Genomic DNA, 17,303 nt, shown 5'->3' on the forward strand with positions numbered 1-17,303 from the left:
GATGGATCAGTACTTGAAGCGGAAGTTCAGGTAGTACTGGCGGCCATTGCTGTAGAACGCGCTCGGAATGCTCGCGCTCTGGTAGTACTTCAGCGACGGGTTGTTGAGGTTCAGCGCATCGAAGCTGACGCTCATCCAGTCGGTGGCCTTGTAGCTCAGCGACAGCGACAGGGTGCCGAAATCGTCCTGGTAGTAGGGATTGGCGCCCTTCAGGCCGATCAGGAACGCCGAACGGTAGGTGTAGCTCACCCGCGCGCCGAAGGTGTCGTTCTCGAAGTAGCCGCCGACGTTGTAGGTGTTCTTCGACGTGCCGAGCAGGTTGTTGCTGCCATCGGCCCAGGTGTGCGAGGTGCTGCCGTCGGCATAGGTGTAGTTGGCGTTGACGCCGAAGTTGTCGCCGATCGGCTGTTCGTAGGCGAGTTCGACGCCGGTCACCTTGCCATTGGAGTTGACCGGAACCGCGACCTGGTATTCCTCCAGCTTGTTGGTCAGCTCGCTGAACAGCATCTGCTTCTCGGTGCCGAAGGCGACGTAGTCCTTCAGGTTCATCGAGTAGGCGCCGATCGAAAGCAGGCCGCGCGGCATGAAGTACCACTCGAGGTTGGCATCGAAGTTGGTCGAGACCACCGGGTTGAGCTTCGGGTTGCCGCCGCTGCCGGTGCGGCTCAGGTCCGAGCCGCTCGATGCGGCGCCCAGTGCCGAGTAGTCGGGCAGGGTCTGGGTCTGCGAGGCGGCGAAACGGAACACCAGGTCGTCGGCCATGTCGAACTTCAGGTTCGCGCTCGGCAGCACGCGGCTGTGCTTGTTGTTGAAGGACAGCGCCTTCCATGCGCCGAACAGGCTGCTGACGTCGGCATTGGCCGGGTTGCTGACGGCCTGGTAGGTGTCGATGTCCTGGTCGATGTTGACATAGCGCAGGCCGACGTTGCCGCTCCAGCGATCGCCCGAGAAGTTGGCCTGCACGTAGCCGGCGAAGTTCTTCTCCGCCACCTTCCACTCGCCGCCGTAGTTGTGGCGGCCGGTGGGGCCGTCATTGCCGGACAGCCAGGTGGAGTTCTTGAGGATGGCTTCCTTCAGCGCCGCCGGCGTGAAGTACCACAGGTTGCGCGGGAAACTGCCGCCGATGCTGCTGGCGAAGCCGCCCGGATACGAGGCGGTCGCGCCGTTCTTGAGCGTGCTCCAGATGTCGCCCGGCGAGGCGCCTTCCGGGGACAGCGCCTCGCGCTTGTGGTCGGCGTAGCGCAGGCCGAAATCGATCGAGTTCAGGGTGCCGTTGTCGAAGTACTGGTTGAAATCGGCGGTGAACCATTTCTCCTTGTCCAGTGCGGTGACCTGCTGGTTGCCCCAGGTGCCGAAGCTGGTCACGTCGCTCGGGTCGGTGCCGCCCCCCAGGGTCCAGTCGACCGGCGAGCCGATGCCGTGGGTGGCCCAGCTCGCGCCTGCGTCGGCCGCCAGGGTCACCTCGGCGATGAACTGGCGCGGGGTAGAACCTTCACCCTTGGTGGAACCGGCCTGGAACTTGGCGCCGAGCCGGTCGTTGACCTGCCAGTCGGCGTCGAGCGTGAGGTAGTTGCTCTTGGCCGTCGCCTCGCGATAGATCATGTCGTACACGGCATAGTTGGTGCCGGGCTTGCCCGCATACGTGGCATTGGTCAGCACGCCGTCCTTGACCACATAGCCGGGCTTGGGCGATTCGGTATTGGCGAAGTTGCCGCCCCACAACATGAAATTGCGGTTGTAGTTGTTGGCATCCATCTTCGAGCTGAAGCCTTCGACGCCCAGGGTCAGGTTGTCCGCCGGCTTGAACTGCAGCGAGAGCAGGCCGCCCTTGCGCTCGCGGGTCTGCTCGAACAGGGTCGAGCCGAGCAGGGCCGGCGCGTACGCGCCGATCAGGTCCGGATTGTTGAGGCCCACTTCGGTGAGGTTGCCGTTGCCGTCCCTGCCGGTGATCTGGAAGAAGCCCGAGGGCAGCTCCTGCGCTTCGCGGCGCAGTTCGCGCTTCTGGCTGAACGCCTGCACCATCACGCCGAAGGTGCTGTCCTCGTTCTTGTAGTTGAACAGGCCGGCGAGCTGCGGGTCGTTGGACTTGGCCTGGTCCGAGCGCACCGCGCCGATCGAGGCTTCGGCGGTGATCTGCTTGGCGAATTCAAGCGGCTTGCGGGTGATGATGTTGACCGTGCCGGTGGTGCCGCCGTCCTGCAGCTTGGCCTGCGAGGACTTGTTCACTTCCACCGAGCGCACCAGTTCCGACGGCAGCAGGGTGTAGCTGACGCTGCGGCCGACGTTGCTGCCCTGGCTGAGCACGAACCAGTCGGCCGAGCCGACGCTGTGGCCGTTGATCAGGGTCTGGGTCAGGCTCGGGCTGGTGCCGCGCAGGCTGACGCGGTCGGCTTCGTCGAAGCCGCCTTCATCGGCGCTGGACGAGCTGATGTTCACGCCCGGCAGGCGCTGCAGGGTGTCGGCGACGTTGTGCGCCGGCAGCTTGCCGACATCTTCCGCGGTGACGACCTCGACGCGTGCATTGGCTTCGCGCTTGGTGTCCAGCGACTTTTCCATCGAGCCGCGGATGCCGGTGACGGTGACGGTGTCCAGGTCGGTCGCCTTGGGCTGCGCTTCCTGCGCGTGGGCGCTGAAGGCAAGGCAGCCGGCGATGGCTGCCGAAAGCAGGGTCTTGCGGTGCATGTTGTCTCTCCTCAACATCGGAATGAAAGGCACGGGCGTGCCGCTTTACTTCTGGTCTTGCTATTGCATCTGTTGCTTATGCTGCGAGGCTTGCGTGGCCAACTTTTCCAGATACCAACTGGCAGCGCCGATGACGCCCAGTTGCCCGTGCTCGACCAGTTTCACGGGAATGCGCTGCAGCGCCTTTGCCATGGGTCCCTTGTTGAGGAAACGCTCGACGAAGGTGCTGCCGATGAGGAACGGGCCGAGCTTTGGCAGGATGCCGCCGGCCAGGTAGATGCCGCCCTGCACGCCGTAGAGCAGGGCCATGTCGCCGATGGTGGAACCGAGGATTCCGCAGAACAGTTCCAGGGTCTGTACCGCGAGCGGGTCGCTGCCATCGCAGGCGGCGGCGCTGACGGCATCGGGGGTGGCGTGCACGGGCGTGGCGCCGCGCACGGCGCACAGTGCGTTGTAGAGATTGAGCAGGCCGGGCCCGGACAGCGCGCCGTGCTCGATGGAGACGTGGCTGCGGTTGCGCAGCATCTGCTGCAGCACGGCCATTTCCAGTTCATTGCCGGCGGCCAGCGCGGCCTGTCCGGCCTCGGTGGCGAGCACGACGGAGCGCTCGCCGACGGGAATCCAGAGCGCGGCGCCCAGGCCGGTGCCGGGGCCGACGACGAGGGTGGGGCCGCGCGGCGCCTGCGCCGGGCCGGTGAGCTGCAGCACCTGGCTGCCGTCGATGTGGGCGGCGGCATGGGCGACGGCTTCGAAATCGTTGACCAGGTGCACGGCCTGGAAGCCGAGGTCGTCGCGGATGCGGCTGGCCGACAGCGGCCAGGGCAGGTTGGCTGAGATCACGCTGCCATCGGCCAGCGGGTAGCCGGCGGTGGCGATGACGCAGTGCGCCACCTGCGGATGATGGCTGCCGAAGTCGGACAGGATCGCGCTCAGGCTGGGGTGGTCGCCGCAGCGGTACTTGCGGTAGGACAGGATCTCGATGGTCCCGCCGTCGCTGCCACCGGCGCGGATCAGGCCGACGCGGACATGCGTGCCGCCCACGTCGGCGGCCATGAATGGCCGCGACGCACTGTCGAGCGGAAAGGTCTGCAGTGTGGGGGCGGCAGCGGTCACTCGGTTTCCCTATGGCGTTGGGGGAGCGCCCGTCAGGCGCCATCGGGAGCCGAGTCTGTAATCGTTCTGACAACGATGTCAACGAATAGTTGAAACTTTCGATGTTGCGCCGCAGCGCCGTTTTGCGCACCGACCGCTCTGCCCGCAAGGTTGCAATCGAAAGCAGGCGTGCGGCAAATCCTGCGTTTTTTAAGGGCGGGCATGTTGATCGGCATGGCCTTGCCGCGTCCCGGCTGGCAGCCCGTCGGCGGGTCGCGCATGCACGCGTTGTTGACAAATGCGGCGGCACCCAACCATAAATGTGACAACGTTGTTCCCAGTTACCACCGGTCGGCGTGAGCCGTCCCTCTCGCAGCTGCAGGAGCCTTGCCAATGTCCGCCGTTCCCGCCTCCACGCCGCGCACCGGCATGGCGTCCTCGATCGCCATCGTCGGCGGTCTGTTCTTCATCCTCGGATTCTGTACCTGGATCAACGGGCCGCTGATCACCTTCGTCAAGCTGGCCTTCGAGGTCAGCGAGGTGTCGGCGTTCCTGGTGCTGATGGTGTTCTACCTGTCCTATTTCTTCCTGGCCCTGCCGGCGTCGCTGATCCTCAACCTCACCGGCATGAAGAAGGGCCTGGCGTTGAGCCTGGCGGTGATGGCGGTGGGCGCGATGCTGTTCGGGCAGTTCGCGACCCAGCGCTGGTTCGCCGGTGCGCTGGGCGGGCTGTTCGTGATCGGCGGCGGCATGGCGCTGCTGCAGACGGCAGTCAACCCGTACATCTCGATCCTCGGCCCGATCGAGGGCGCGGCCCAGCGCATCGCGCTGATGGGCATCTGCAACAAGGTCGCCGGCATCCTGGCGCCGATCGTGATCGGCTCGCTGGTGCTGCACGGCATCGGCGACCTGGACGCCCAGGTGAAGGTGGCCGACGCGGCGACCAAGGCGCAGCTGCTCAGCGATTTCGCCGCCAAGATCCATACCCCCTACATGGTCATCGCCGGGGTGCTGCTGCTGGTGGCGGTGGGCGTGCTGTTCTCGCCGCTGCCGGAAGTACGCGCGGCCGAGGCCAATGCCGTGGCCGCCGACGGCGCCCCGGAGAAGCGCAGCATCTTCCAGTTCCCGCACCTGTGGCTGGGCGTGCTGTGCCTGTTCGTCTACGTCGGCGCCGAGGTGATGGCCGGCGATGCCATCGGTACCTACGGCCATGGCTTCGACCTGCCGCTGGACCAGACCAAGCTGTTCACCTCCTACACGCTGACGGCGATGCTGGTCGGCTACCTGGTCGGGCTGGTGCTGATCCCGCGCTTCATCTCGCAGGAACGCTGGCTGGCGGTTTCGGCGGTGCTCGGGGTGGTGTTCTCGCTGGGCGCCTACGTCACCCGCGGCTACGTCTCGGTGGGCTTCGTGGCCGCGCTGGGCTTCGCCAACGCGATGATGTGGCCGGCGATCTTCCCGCTGGCGATCCGCGGCCTGGGCCGTTTCACCCAGACCGGCTCGGCATTGCTGGTGATGGGCATCGCCGGTGGCGCGATCATTCCGCAGGCGTTCGCGGTGCTCAAGCAGCACTTCGACTTCCAGCTGGTGTTCGCGGCGCTGATGGTGCCGTGCTACCTGTACATCCTCTATTTCGCTGTCAGCGGGCAGCGTGCGGGCCGCGCGCATGGCGGCTGAATCGAGCATCATGGCGGCCAGTCAGTCCAGGCAGGAAACCGTCATGCGCAGGCCCACCATCAAGGACGTCGCCGAGCGGGCGAAGGTCTCGCTCAAGACCGTATCGCGGGTCATCAACAACGAGCCATCGGTGATGCAGGCCACCCGCGCGCGGGTGCTGCGCGCGGTCGCCGAGCTGGACTACGAGCCGGATCCGTCGGCGCGCAACCTGCGCAGCAACACCACGTTCGTGATCGGGCTGGTCTACGACAATCCGAATCCGTACCACATCATCGGCGTGCAGAACGGGGTGCTGTCGGCCTGCCGCGAGACCGGCTTCGGCCTGCAGATCCACCCCTGCGACTCGACCTCGCCGATGCTGGCCGAGGAACTGGCCGACTGGGTGCAGCGTTCGCGCCTGGCCGGGCTGGTGCTGACCGCGCCGATGTCCGAGCGCCCGGAGCTGGTGGCCGCGCTCAACGCGCGCGGGATCAAGACGGTGCGGATCATCGCCGCCACCGAAGACCCGGCCGACGGCGCCTGCGTGTTCGTGGACGACCGCGACGCCGCCTACGAGATCACCGAACACCTGATCCAGCTCGGCCACCAGCGCATCGGCTTCCTGTGGGGTGGGCCGGAGCATCGTTCCAGCGGCGAGCGCTACGCCGGCTACGAGGCGGCGCTGAAGGACTACGGCATCCCGCTGGACAAGCACCTGGTCATCCCCGGCGACTACACCTTCGACGATGGCTTCCGCGGCGCGCGCCGGCTGCTGGCGTTGCGCGAGCCGCCCACGGCGATCTTCGGCTCCAACGACGAGATCGCCGCCGGCGTGCTGGCGGCGGCCAACTCGGCCGGGCTGAACGTGCCCTACGACCTGTCCATCGCCGGGTTCGAGGACAGCCCGTTCTCGCGCCAGTCGTGGCCGGCGCTGACCACCGCCAAGCAGGCCACCGGCGACATTGCCCGGCATGCCGCGCGGCTGCTGATCAGCCAGCTGCGCACCGACGCCTACGAGGACAACCCGCTGCAGCTGCAGAACCAGGGCTTCGTGCCGCAGCTGGTGGTGCGCGGCTCGACCGCGCCGTTGCGCCAGCAGCCGTTGCGGCCGCCTTCCCCTTCCCACGATCTTTCCGAGTAGGACCATGTTGCCCAGCGAGACCGAAACCCTGATGTTCAACGAGGCCGCGTCCAGCGCCTCGGTGATCGCCGCCCAGTTCGCCCGCAACCAGGAGCGCGTGCGCGCGCTGGCCGCGGACCTGCGCGGGAACCCGCCGCCGTTCGTGGTGACCTGCGCGCGCGGCAGCTCCGATCATGCCGCCACCTATGCCAAGTACCTGTTCGAGACGCGGCTGGGGCTGGTGACCGCTTCGGCCTCGCCGTCGGTGGGCTCGGTGTACGAAGCCAGGCAGAAGCTGCAGGGCGCGCTGTACCTGGTGATCTCGCAGTCCGGCAAGAGTCCGGACCTGCTGCGCAACGCCGAGGCGGCCAAGGCCGCCGGCGCGCGCGTGGTGGCGCTGGTCAACGTCGAGGATTCGCCGCTGGCGCAGCTGGCCGATACGGTGATCCCGCTCGGCGCCGGCGCCGAGCGCAGCGTGGCCGCGACCAAGAGCTACCTGGCATCGCTGGCCGCGATCCTGCAGCTGTGCGCGTACTGGCGCGACGACCCGACCCTGATCGCCGCACTCGACGCCCTGCCCGCGGCCTTGGCCGAGGCCTGGCAGTGCGACTGGAGCGCGCTCACCGAAGGCCTGGTCGATGCGCACAATCTGTTCGTCGTCGGTCGTGGCCCCGGGCTGGCCGCGGCACAGGAAGCCGCGCTCAAGTTCAAGGAAACCTGCGGCCTGCACGCCGAGGGCTACAGCTCGGCGGAGGTCAAGCACGGGCCGATGGCGCTGGTGGGCCGGGATTTCCCGGTGCTGGCCTTCGCCCAGCCGGACGAGACCGGCGCCGGCACCCGCGCCCTGGCCGACGAGTTCGCCGCACGCGGCGCACGCGTCTGGCTGGCGGGCGAGGGCGGCGACCTGCCGGTGGCGGTGGCCCCGCACCCGCTGTGCGCGCCGCTGCTGACGGTGCAGAGCTTCTACCGTGCGATCAACGCCCTGGCGCTGCGCAGGGGCCATAATCCGGACCTGCCGCCGCACCTGAACAAGGTGACCGAAACCGTCTGACCGCTGTTCCCTGGCCTGCGCGACAGGCCGGGCGAGCCAGGCACCGGATCCGGCCAGGGGCGGGCCGGGCATTCCCCCGCCGCCCCGGCAAGGGCAGGGACGCGGCCGTTGTTCATCCTTCCCGCCGCCGGGCGCGGGGGGACATCCGGAAACGAGAAGATGACCCGCTACGCATTGACCAACGCCCGTGTCCTGGGCAACGACGACTTCCATTCCGGCCATGCGGTGCTGGTGCAGGACGGCAAGGTGGCCGCGGTGCTGCCCGAGGCGTCGCTGCCGGCGGGCGTGCCGCAGCACGATCTTGGCGGCGGCTGGCTGCTGCCGGGCTTCATCGACGTGCAGGTCAACGGTGGCGGTGGCGCCCTGCTCAACAATGCCCCGGACGTGGCGTCGCTGCGCACGATGATGCGCGGGCACCGGCGCTTCGGTACCACCGGCATGATGCCGACCCTGATCAGCGACGATGCGGCAGTGATGGCCCGGGCCATCGCCGCGGTGCGCCAGGCCATCGCCGAAGGCGTGCCCGGCATTCTCGGCATCCATCTGGAAGGCCCGTACATCGCGCCGGCGCGCAAGGGCACCCACGACGCCGGCAAGTTCCGCGTGCCGGGGCCGGACGAGGTGGCGATGGCGACCTCGCTGGACAACGGTGTCACCGTGATCACGCTGGCACCCGAGCGGGTACCGGTGGAGACCATCAGGGCGATGGTCGGCAACGGCGCCATCGTCTGCGCCGGCCACACCGCGGGCAGCTACGAACAGACCCGCGCCGGCCTGGATGCGGGGATCAGCGGCTTCACCCACCTGTACAACGCGATGACGCCACTGCAGGGGCGCGAGCCCGGCGTGGTCGGCGCCGCGCTGGAGGATCCGTACAGCTGGTGCGGGGTGATCGTCGATGGCGTGCACGTGCACCCGGCCAGCCTGCGCGTGGCGCTGGCGGCCAAGCCGCGCGGCAAGGTGCTGCTGGTGACCGACGCGATGCCGATGGTGGGCGCCGACGATCCTTCGTTCGTGCTGTATGGCGAGGTGATCACCGCCGTCGACGGCGTGGTGCGCAATGCGGCCGGTTCGCTGGCCGGCTCCGCGCTGGACATGGCCAGCGCCGTGCGCAACACCGTGGGCCTGCTCGGGCTGCCCCTGGCCGAAGCCGCGCGCATGGCCTCGACCTATCCGGCGCAGTTCCTGCGCGTGGACGACCGTTACGGGCATATCGCGGCGGGTTACCAGGCGGATTTCGTGCTGTTGGACGACGCCCTGCAGGTGCAGGCGACGTGGATCGCGGGGCAGCGGGAGTGAGGGAGCTCTTCTCCCTTCGGGGCGGGAAGGCACGGTTTGCGCGCCGCTGGCGCGCCTGCCTTCGAGCACCCACGCCGCTGGCGTGGGCCGGGGTGCGGAGCGGGAGGGTAGGGGCGGAGCCTCGTAGCGTTTGATCGTACGAAGCCCCGTTTTGATCGGCGCTGGGCAACGGCAACGGCGTTCGCTCCCGCTTCGGGTGAGCGGGTTACTTCTCTTTGCTCGTGCAGAGCGAAGGTAACCAAGGGGAAGCACGCCCTGCCTTCGCGCCCACGGCACCGAGGTACCGTGGATCCACTCCGCGGCGGGGATTTTTCGACGGGGCATCCCTGTCTCGTCGAAAAAACGACGTGCATCCCTGCACGTCGCCCCTTGCGGGGTCTTGTCCGTCGGCTCCGTCACTGCGGAAGGGAACCCGGCAAGTCAAAATCACGAGCAACAGCAACAGCAACAGCAACAGCAACAGCAGGCCTCTGCGTGTGGTTCCGGCAAAGGCGGCAGTTGTTTTCAACAGACCGAAGGGCTGGTCAATCGCTTCTCAATGCAGTGTCTGCCAGCCTCCGCTACCTGATCGCACGGGACACCCTCGATGACCGCTTCCCCATCCAGGCAGGCACCCACCCGCTTTGCATCGGTCGATGCCCTGCGCGGCATCACCGTCGCGGCCATGCTGCTGGTCAACAACCCGGGCACCTGGAGCCATGTGTACGCGCCGCTGGAACACGCGCAATGGAACGGGTGCACGCCCACCGACCTGGTGTTTCCGTTCTTCCTGGTGATCGTCGGCGTGTCGATCGCGCTGGGCGTGGTGCCGCGGGTCGAGCAGGGCGCCGACCGCGCCGTGCTGACCCGCACCGTGCTGGTGCGGGCGGCGCGCATCGTCGGCCTGGGCCTGCTGCTGCACCTGCTGGCGTGGTGGTGGCTGGATCTTGCGCATTACCGTCCGCTGGGGGTGCTGCAGCGCATCGGCGTGTGCTTCGCCGCCGTCGGCGTGCTGGCGATCTGGTCGCGCGCGACCACGCAGTGGGCCTGCCTGCTGTTGTTGCTGTTCGGCTACGCGGCGCTGCTGGCTGCCGGGGGTACGCTCGAGCCATGGCACAACCTGCCCAGCCGCGTGGACACCGTTCTGTTCGGCGACATGGCGTACCGGTACGACGCCGCCACCGGCCTGGGGCACGATCCCGAAGGACTGCTTTCAACGCTCGGCGCCCTGGCCTCGACCCTGATCGGCCTGCGCGCCGGTGCCCTGCTGCGCGACGGTCGCCCGGCGCGCCTGCTGCCTGCGGCCATCGTGCTGTTGGTGCTCGGGGCGTTGTGGTCGACCTGGCAGCCGCTCAACAAGAACCTCTGGACCCCGTCCTACGTGCTGTGGACCGCCGGCTGGGCGCTGGCGGCGCTGTGGCTGGCGCACATGCTCATCGACCGCGTGCAGTGGCCGCCGCTGGGGCGGCGCTTCGGCGTCAATGCGATCACCGCCTACGCCGGCTCCGGGGTGACGGTGCTGGCGCTGCTGGGCACCGGCGGCTGGGGTTGGCTGTACGGCAATGTGTTCGACCGCTGGATCACCCCGCTGGCCGGGGCCGAAGCCGCCTCGCTGGCGATGGCCATCGCCTTCGTCGCGGTCTGGTGGCTGCCGATGTGGTGGCTGGACCGGCGCCGGATCTACCTGAAGATCTAGCGGGCTTTTCAATGAGCTGTTCTATCCTGCATCGGTATGGGGGCTCCAAGGGATGGAACCAGGATGCGCAGGAAGCAGAAGTGTGGGATGGCGGTGGCGGTGTGGTTGGTGACGCTGTGGGCGCTCCCCGCCATGGCCAGCCCGGTACCGTCTTTGCCGGCCCGGGAGCAGATGCTGGGCCTGCTGGAACGCCAGGCGCTGCACCACGACCGGGTCGACTGGATGACGTTGCGTCGTGATCTTGCCGCGACGGGTGATCCCGAACGGCAACGCAGGCTGCTGGCCGAGGCCATCAACCGCGCGACCGCCGGTCATGGCGGGTGGATGTCGGCCGGAGAACTACGTGACAGGTCCCGCAGGACTGAGCATACGGCCCCGGTGGTGCCGGCTGTGGGAGCGATCGCGGAGCCGGGGGCCGAGCGGATCGACGCGCGGCTTGGTCTGGTCAGCGTCGGCCCCTATCTGCCCGATCTGGGTCTCCCGCGCGGGTTGCAGCGGGATGCCGAGCGCCGGCATGCGCAGCGTCTGCAGGATGCCCTCTGGCAACAGGATGACGGCAGTCGCTGTGGCTGGATCGTGGACCTGGCCGAGAACACCGGCGGCAACATGTGGCCGATGCTGCTTGGCGTGGGGCCGCTGTTGCGCGGGCGGGTCGATGGGCCGGATGTCGTCGGTCACTTCTTCGACGGTGCCACCCTGCAGCCTTGGCGCTATCGGGAAGGGGCGGTATGGGTGGGCGACGCGTCGCTACTGGTTCCGGACAATGCGACTCGTCGCCTGCGAAGGCCGGATGCCCCGGTTGCGGTGCTCCAGTCCGGGCGTACCGCCAGCTCAGGCGAAGCCATCGTGCTTGCGCTGCGCGGACGTCCGGCCAGCCGAAGTTTCGGCACGCCGACGATGGGCTATTCCACCGGCAACGTTCCATTGACGCTGGTCGATGGCAGCACGCTGCTGCTCACCACCACGGTGATGAAGGACCGCAACGGCATTGGCGATGGCAGTCGCATCGTGCCCGATGTCGCTGCGGCGGGACGCGCCGACGCGATGCGATTGGCGCAGGTATGGTTGCTGTCCCAACCGGCCTGCTCGGGAAAACCTGCGGCAGCGCGCTGGAAAACCGGGGTCAGGGTCCAGTTCCCTTGAAAAATGCACTCTGACCCCGGCTGTTCTCCTCCATCGCCTCAGCGGGCTGCGCCGATGGCGTTGATCCGGGCCCGCTTCAAGGCTTCGCCCACGGCCGGGCCGGTCAGGCCTTCGGCGGCGAGGTCGCGTGCGTTGATCGCCAGCGCCGCGGCGTGCAGGCGCAGCAGCGTGGCACGCTGGGGATAGTCGCTGTCCTCGAAGCCGAGCCGGCCGCGCTTGTCGCATTCGCAGGCCAGCGCCATCTGCGCGATGCGTTCCGGGCGCCGGAAGCCGTCGCAGCGCTGGAGCAGGTCCAGCACGGTGGCGTCGCGCAGCTCGTCGATGCGGTGCACGTTGAGGTGCTCGCGGCATACCGCCGCGGCCAGCTGGCGGTGGTCGGCGGGAATCCGCAGCCGGTCGCACAGCGCCGCCAGCGGCTTCAGCCCGCGCTGTTCGTGCATGACATGGCGCGGCAGCTGGTCTGCCGGGGTGAGCGCCTTGCCGAGATCGTGGGTGAGCGCGGCGAAGCCGACCAGGTCGTCGCCCGGCGCCAGCCGCGCGGCCATGTCGCTGACCATTTCCTGGTGCACCCCGGTGTCCACTTCCGGGTGGAACTCGATGCGCTGCGGGATGCCGTACAGCGCGGCCACTTCCGGCAGGATCGGTGCCAGCGCGCCGGTGTCGTGCAGGGTGCGCAGGAACGCGGAAGGGCGCGCAGCGCGCAGCGCCTTGCGCAGTTCCTGCCAGATGCGTTCGGGTACCAGCGCGTCCAGTTCGCCGCTGGCGGCGATCTCCCGCATCAGCGCGGCGGTTTCCGGGGCCAAGGTGAACCCCAGCGGTGCGAAGCGCGCCATGAACCGTGCCGCGCGCAGTACCCGCAGCGGATCCTCGACGAAGGCCGGGCCGACGTGGCGCAGCACGCGCGCCTGGATGTCGCGCGCGCCGCCCCATGGATCGACCAGCTTGCCGCTTTCCTCGTCGCAGGCGATGGCATTGATGGTGAAGTCGCGGCGTTGCAGGTCCTGCTCCAGCGTCACCGATGGATCGGCGTCGACGACGAAGCCGCGGTAGCCGCGCCCACTCTTGCGCTCGGTACGCGCCAGCGCGTGTTCCTCGCCGGTATGCGGGTGCAGGAACACCGGGAAGTCGCGGCCAACGGCCTTGAAGCCACGTGCCTCCATCTCCTGCTGGGTGGCGCCGACCACCACCCAGTCGCGGTCGCCCGCATCCAGCCCCAGCAGCCGGTCGCGGACCGCGCCGCCGACCAGGTAGGTCTTCATGCGCCGTCCTTCACTGCCGGACAGGCGAAGCCGCGCGAGGCCGGGACGTTGCGGCCGGCGATGCGGTCGCCCAGCGGCACCGCCTTGCCGTTGAGGCGCCAGTCGTAGATCACGCTGAACGCAAGCACGCGCGCGACGTACTCGCGCGTTTCCTTGTAGCTGATGGTCTCGATCCAGAAGTCCGGGTCGAAACCGGGCCGCTGCGACTGCCAGCGCGCCGTCGGCGTGGGCCCGGCGTTGTAGGCGGCGATGGTGACGTAGGGCAGGCCGCCGTAAGTGTCCAGCAGCTGCCGCAGGTAGGCGGTGCCGATGGCGATGTTGGTGTCCGGATCGTAGAGGCTGGCCGCGCCGCCATAGCCGCTCAGCCCGATGCGCCTGGCGACGCTGGCGCCGGTGGCGGGCAGCACCTGCATCAACCCGAGGGCGTTGGCCGGCGAGCGCGCGTTCGGGTTGAAGGTGCTCTCGGCGCGGATCTCGGCGGCGACCCACGCCGGATCCAGCGCGTTGCGTGCCGCTTCGCGGCGGATGGTGTCGTCGTGGTACAGCGGGAACCGCAGCGCGTACAGGCGCATCTCCTGCGGCCCCTTGAGGGCGAACACGGCGCGGTCGAACCAGCCCGCTTCACCCGCCACTTCGACGGCGAGCCGGCGCCGGGCATCGTCGAACCGCGACAGCGCGTCGGCCCATTCGCGCGCGGCCCAGGTGGCGCGGTCGATGCGGAACAGCTCCAGCGCCCGCACCAGTGCCGGGTCGCGGGCCACCGCGGCACGCGTCTGCGGGTCGCTGCCGGGGTTCCACGGGCACAGCGCATAGGGCTGGCGCAGCTTGTCCGCGGCGAGGAAGCCGTGGAAGGTCGGTTCGGTGGCGACGGCGCGGTACAGCGGCGTCGCCTCCGCGGCCCTGCCGGTCTTTTCCAGCAGCCGCGCCTCGAACCAGCGCCAGCGCGAGTCGCTGCGCTGGCCCGCGGGCATCGCGCGGATCGCGGCCAGCGCCGAGGGCCAGTCGCCACGCGCCATCGCTTCGCGCGCGCGCCATTCGTGCAGGCGCTCGTCGTACGCCGATTCCGGTACCGCGGCCAATCGCCGCGCCGAGTCCGGCAGGTACGAGGCCACCGTCCACAGCGCGATCTGGTAGCGCACCTGCGCCTGTTGCCCGGCATCCAGCGCCAGTGCCTGCGCGTACTGCGGCAGCTGCCGCTCGGCGGCATCGGGGTCGGTCCGCGCCAGCCTTGCCAGGCCATCGGTGGCGATGCGGCGGCTGCGTTCGCTCCTGGGCCAGTTCAGGGCGCGTGCGTCGGGCTTGTCGACGAAGGCGGCGTAGTCGTTGGCCTGGGCCAGCTCGGCGGCGGGCAGGCCGCGCGCGGCCGCGCGCATCACCCCGGGCTGCTGTGCGTCGGCGGCCGCATCGATGCGCTCCCAGCGCAGCGCCGGCGTCAGTCCGCCGCGCTCGGCGAGGCCGGCGAACACCGGGTCGCACGCATCGGGCAGGGACTTGCCGCTGCTGCGCCACAGCGCCTGCGCGTCGCGGATCCAGCCGGCATCGGCCTTGCCGGTGGCCAGGCGGGCGTTGAGCTCGGCGCACTGCAGGCCGGGGTCGTTGCTGGGCCGCCAGTTGGCGAGCAGGGTCGGCCAGTCCTGGCGCCGCGCCAGCGCCGGCAGCCACGCGGCGCGGAACGCATCGGCCACGGCCTGGCCCTGGTAGCGCTTGAGGAAGTCCAGTGCCTGCGGCGTGTCCACGGTGTCGATGCCACGACGCAACGCGCTGTACTCGAGCCAGCCGTACAGCGGGTGGTTGCGCAGGCCCGCGGTCGCGGCGGCATCGAACTGGCCGCGTTCGGCATTGTCGATGGCCACGCGCATGGCCGCGCGCTGGGCGTCGAGGGTCTGTGCGCCGGTGCCGGTACAGGCCAGCAGCAGGGACGCGGCGAAAGACAGCAGGCAGATATTCCGTTTCATCGGCAAAGCATAGCCGGGCGCCCGTCAACAGCGCCGCGGCGATCCCGGCTCGTGCATGAACGTGGCCCGCGACCCGGCGATGAGGCGCAACGGTGGCTGAACGCAGGGGGCGTGCGTCTGCTGCCCGTGGGCGCCTGCGGCGTAGTGTCGATGGCGAGGCGTGCCGCCTCGCCGAAGGAGCGGAGCATGGCATTCAGTGCAGCTGGAAGTTCCGGGCCGATCGCCGATATCAACGTCACGCCGCTGGTGGACGTGATGCTGGTATTGCTGATCATCTTCATCGTCACCGCGCCGCTGGTGTCCTGGCCGATTCCGGTGGACCTGCCGCAGCCCACTACCCGCCAGGTGCCGCGCGTGGATCCGCCACCGCCGATCGAGCTGCGGGTGGATGCGGCCAACCAGCTCACCTGGAATGGCCAGGCGCTGCCGATCGCCGCGCTGCAGTCGCGGCTGCAGGAGCAGGCGCGACTGCATGCCGGCAACCTGCCGGAGCTGCGCATCGATGCCAGTCCCGATGCCGAGTACGACACGATGGCCAAGGTGCTGGCGGCGGCCGACAACGCACGGATGGAACGCATCGCCTTCCTGCGATGAGGGATTGGCCGGGCCGCCCGTGGCGATGGGCGGCCCGGGAGCCACGGGCAGTGGCGCGCGGCGCGCCGCCGCCGGGCGCAGGCGCACTACACTACGCCCATGCAGACTTCCCGATTCGCGCCGCTGTTGCCGGCGCTGGCGGTGCTCGGCTCGGTGACTTCGCTGGCCATCGGCACGTCCTATGCCAAACACCTGTTCCCGCTGATCGGCGCCCAGGGCACCAGCGCGCTGCGCGTGGGCTTCTCGGCGCTGTTCCTGCTGCTGTTGTGGCGGCCCTGGCGCTGGCATACCAGCCGCGTCGACGGCGTCGCGATCCTGCGCTACGGGCTGGCGCTGGGGGTGATGAACCTGCTGTTCTACATGGCGCTGCGCACGATTCCGTTCGGCATCGCGGTGGCCATCGAGTTCATCGGCCCGCTGGCGGTGGCGATGTTCTCCTCGCGGCGGCCGATCGACTTCCTGTGGGTCGGCTGCGCGCTGGCCGGGCTGCTGCTGTTGCTGCCGTTGAGCGGCGGGCCGGCGCTGGACGTGGCCGGCGTGCTGTATGCGCTGGGCGCCGCGGCCTGCTGGGCGCTGTACATCGTGTTCGGCAAGCGTGCCGGGCACCTGCATGCCGGGCACTCGGTATCGCTGGGCGTGGCGGTCGCGGCGCTGGTGGTGGTGCCGGTAGGCGTGGCCCATGCCGGCACGGCACTGCTGCAGCCGTCGATCCTGCTGGCCGGGCTGCTGGTGGCGGTGGTGTCCAGCGCGATCCCCATGTCGCTGGAGATGATGGCGCTCAAGCGCCTGCCGAAGGAGACCTTCGGCATCCTGATCAGCATGGAGCCGGCGGTGGCCGCGCTGTGGGCCCTGCTGCTGCTGCACGAACAGCTGTCCGGCCTGCAGTGGCTGGCGATTGGCTGCACGGTGCTGGCATCGGTGGGCAGCGCGGCGACCGCGCGGCGCCGGCCGCCGCCCGCGGCCGCCGTGGTGACGTGAGATCGCGCAATGCCGGGTGCGGCCGGTCCGGCCGCAGGCGGTGCGGCGGGATCAGCGCAGGCTGTTGCCCGGAACCTCGACCTGCATCTCCACCGCCAGATGGTCCGAATGGGCCGCGGCGACGGCGCCGGTCTCGAGCGTGCGCAGGCTGTCGCTGACCAGGATATGGTCGATGGCCCGGTCCGGGCGCCAGCTGGGGAAGGTGGGTACCAGGCAACCGGGCGGCTGCAGCCGCGTCTTGCGGTACAGCACCTGCATTTCCGGGCGCTCGGCCTTGCAGTTGAAATCGCCCATCAGTACCGCGTTGGGGTAGTCGGACATCAGGTCGGCGATGAAATCCAGCTGCGACAGGCGCGAGCCTACTCCCAGCGACAGGTGCGCGACGGCGACCGCCAGCCCTTCGCGGCCGTCGCCGAAGCGGGCCAGCAGGACGCCGCGGCCGCCGATGCGGCCGGGCAGGGCGTGATCCTGCACTTCCACCGGCTCCAGCCGGCTGAGCAGGCCATTGGCGCTGGAGGCGACGCCGCCCATGCGCCGGTTGGGCTGGTGGCTCCAGTAATTGAAGCCGGCGCGCTGGGCCAGGTAGTGGGTCTGGTTGGTGAAGCCCGAGCGCAGGCTGCCGGGGTCGGCCTCCTGCAGGCCGACGATGTCGCGGCCGCTGGCGAGCTTGGCGATCGCATCCAGGCTGGAGCGCTTGCTGCCCGACGGCAGCGCGTGCGACCAGCTGCGGGTCACGTAGTCGCTGTAACGGCGCGTGCTGGAGCCGGCCTGGATGTTGGCCGTGAGCAGGCGCAGGGTG

General features: G+C 69.2%; 13 protein-coding genes. 8 read left to right on the forward strand and 5 right to left on the reverse strand.

What is annotated here, in order from left to right; translation table 11 throughout:
- Positions 1 to 6: 6 nt before the first annotated feature.
- A complete protein-coding gene (locus F0P95_RS06850) occupies positions 7 to 2,682 on the reverse strand; it encodes a TonB-dependent receptor (RefSeq protein WP_182336228.1) in 2,676 nt (891 codons plus the stop codon).
- A 60-nt stretch (positions 2,683 to 2,742) separates the two neighbouring features.
- Positions 2,743 to 3,795, reverse strand: a complete 1,053-nt coding sequence (locus tag F0P95_RS06855; protein ID WP_425507490.1) for a glucokinase family protein — start codon at positions 3,793 to 3,795, stop codon at positions 2,743 to 2,745.
- Positions 3,796 to 4,167: 372 nt separating this feature from the next.
- Here F0P95_RS06855 and F0P95_RS06860 point away from each other — a divergent pair, with 372 nt between their 5' ends.
- From F0P95_RS06860 to F0P95_RS06885, 6 genes are all read left to right on the forward strand, one after another.
- Complete coding sequence (locus F0P95_RS06860; RefSeq protein WP_182336230.1) at positions 4,168 to 5,451, forward strand: sugar MFS transporter; 1,284 nt, start codon at positions 4,168 to 4,170, stop codon at positions 5,449 to 5,451.
- A gap of 43 nt (positions 5,452 to 5,494) precedes the next feature.
- Complete coding sequence (locus tag F0P95_RS06865) at positions 5,495 to 6,571, forward strand: LacI family DNA-binding transcriptional regulator (protein ID WP_182336231.1); 1,077 nt, start codon at positions 5,495 to 5,497, stop codon at positions 6,569 to 6,571.
- Between the two features lie 4 nt (positions 6,572 to 6,575).
- The gene (locus F0P95_RS06870) at positions 6,576 to 7,601 is read left to right on the forward strand and encodes an SIS domain-containing protein (RefSeq protein WP_182336233.1); all 1,026 of its coding nucleotides are present in this window, start codon (positions 6,576 to 6,578) and stop codon (positions 7,599 to 7,601) included.
- A gap of 159 nt (positions 7,602 to 7,760) precedes the next feature.
- A complete protein-coding gene (nagA, locus tag F0P95_RS06875; RefSeq protein WP_182336235.1) occupies positions 7,761 to 8,900 on the forward strand; it encodes an N-acetylglucosamine-6-phosphate deacetylase in 1,140 nt (379 codons plus the stop codon).
- A 586-nt stretch (positions 8,901 to 9,486) separates the two neighbouring features.
- A complete protein-coding gene (locus tag F0P95_RS06880; RefSeq protein ID WP_182336237.1) occupies positions 9,487 to 10,575 on the forward strand; it encodes an acyltransferase family protein in 1,089 nt (362 codons plus the stop codon).
- A gap of 63 nt (positions 10,576 to 10,638) precedes the next feature.
- Entirely contained in the window at positions 10,639 to 11,718 is a 1,080-nt protein-coding gene (locus F0P95_RS06885) for a S41 family peptidase (protein WP_182336239.1), read from the forward strand.
- A gap of 38 nt (positions 11,719 to 11,756) precedes the next feature.
- Here the strand turns inward: F0P95_RS06885 and F0P95_RS06890 are convergent, their stop codons facing one another.
- Together F0P95_RS06890 and F0P95_RS06895 are read right to left on the reverse strand one after the other, a co-directional pair.
- Entirely contained in the window at positions 11,757 to 12,977 is a 1,221-nt protein-coding gene (locus F0P95_RS06890) for a multifunctional CCA addition/repair protein (RefSeq protein WP_182336241.1), read from the reverse strand.
- Positions 12,974 to 14,932: a transglycosylase SLT domain-containing protein gene (locus tag F0P95_RS06895; protein ID WP_182336242.1), complete on the reverse strand. Its 1,959-nt coding sequence runs from the start codon at positions 14,930 to 14,932 to the stop codon at positions 12,974 to 12,976. Before F0P95_RS06895 ends, F0P95_RS06890 begins: the two co-directional genes overlap by 4 nt.
- A 186-nt stretch (positions 14,933 to 15,118) precedes the next feature.
- On the opposite strand from F0P95_RS06895, the gene F0P95_RS06900 reads away from it, so the two are divergent.
- Both F0P95_RS06900 and F0P95_RS06905 read left to right on the forward strand, forming a co-directional pair.
- Positions 15,119 to 15,526: an ExbD/TolR family protein gene (locus F0P95_RS06900; protein ID WP_054662993.1), complete on the forward strand. Its 408-nt coding sequence runs from the start codon at positions 15,119 to 15,121 to the stop codon at positions 15,524 to 15,526.
- Positions 15,527 to 15,625: 99 nt separating this feature from the next.
- A complete protein-coding gene (locus F0P95_RS06905) occupies positions 15,626 to 16,504 on the forward strand; it encodes an EamA family transporter (protein ID WP_054662996.1) in 879 nt (292 codons plus the stop codon).
- Positions 16,505 to 16,555: 51 nt separating this feature from the next.
- Here F0P95_RS06905 and F0P95_RS06910 read toward each other — a convergent pair whose 3' ends face one another.
- Positions 16,556 to 17,293 (reverse strand): endonuclease/exonuclease/phosphatase family protein, encoded by a 738-nt coding sequence (locus F0P95_RS06910; protein WP_182212923.1) that lies wholly within the window; start codon positions 17,291 to 17,293, stop codon positions 16,556 to 16,558.
- Positions 17,294 to 17,303: the final 10 nt, after the last annotated feature.

Origin of the sequence: Stenotrophomonas acidaminiphila, assembly GCF_014109845.1 — a bacterium.
Taxonomy (GTDB): domain Bacteria; phylum Pseudomonadota; class Gammaproteobacteria; order Xanthomonadales; family Xanthomonadaceae; genus Stenotrophomonas; species Stenotrophomonas acidaminiphila.

Coding starts and splice junctions, on each gene's coding strand:
- F0P95_RS06850 (WP_182336228.1), bottom strand. CDS start 2,682: ATGCACCGCAAGACCCTGCTTTCGGCAGCCATCGCCGGCTGCCTTGCC.
- F0P95_RS06860 (WP_182336230.1), top strand. CDS start 4,168: ATGTCCGCCGTTCCCGCCTCCACGCCGCGCACCGGCATGGCGTCCTCG.
- F0P95_RS06865 (WP_182336231.1), top strand. CDS start 5,495: ATGCGCAGGCCCACCATCAAGGACGTCGCCGAGCGGGCGAAGGTCTCG.
- F0P95_RS06870 (WP_182336233.1), top strand. CDS start 6,576: ATGTTGCCCAGCGAGACCGAAACCCTGATGTTCAACGAGGCCGCGTCC.
- nagA (WP_182336235.1), top strand. CDS start 7,761: ATGACCCGCTACGCATTGACCAACGCCCGTGTCCTGGGCAACGACGAC.
- F0P95_RS06880 (WP_182336237.1), top strand. CDS start 9,487: ATGACCGCTTCCCCATCCAGGCAGGCACCCACCCGCTTTGCATCGGTC.
- F0P95_RS06885 (WP_182336239.1), top strand. CDS start 10,639: ATGCGCAGGAAGCAGAAGTGTGGGATGGCGGTGGCGGTGTGGTTGGTG.
- F0P95_RS06890 (WP_182336241.1), bottom strand. CDS start 12,977: ATGAAGACCTACCTGGTCGGCGGCGCGGTCCGCGACCGGCTGCTGGGG.
- F0P95_RS06895 (WP_182336242.1), bottom strand. CDS start 14,932: ATGAAACGGAATATCTGCCTGCTGTCTTTCGCCGCGTCCCTGCTGCTG.
- F0P95_RS06900 (WP_054662993.1), top strand. CDS start 15,119: ATGGCATTCAGTGCAGCTGGAAGTTCCGGGCCGATCGCCGATATCAAC.
- F0P95_RS06905 (WP_054662996.1), top strand. CDS start 15,626: ATGCAGACTTCCCGATTCGCGCCGCTGTTGCCGGCGCTGGCGGTGCTC.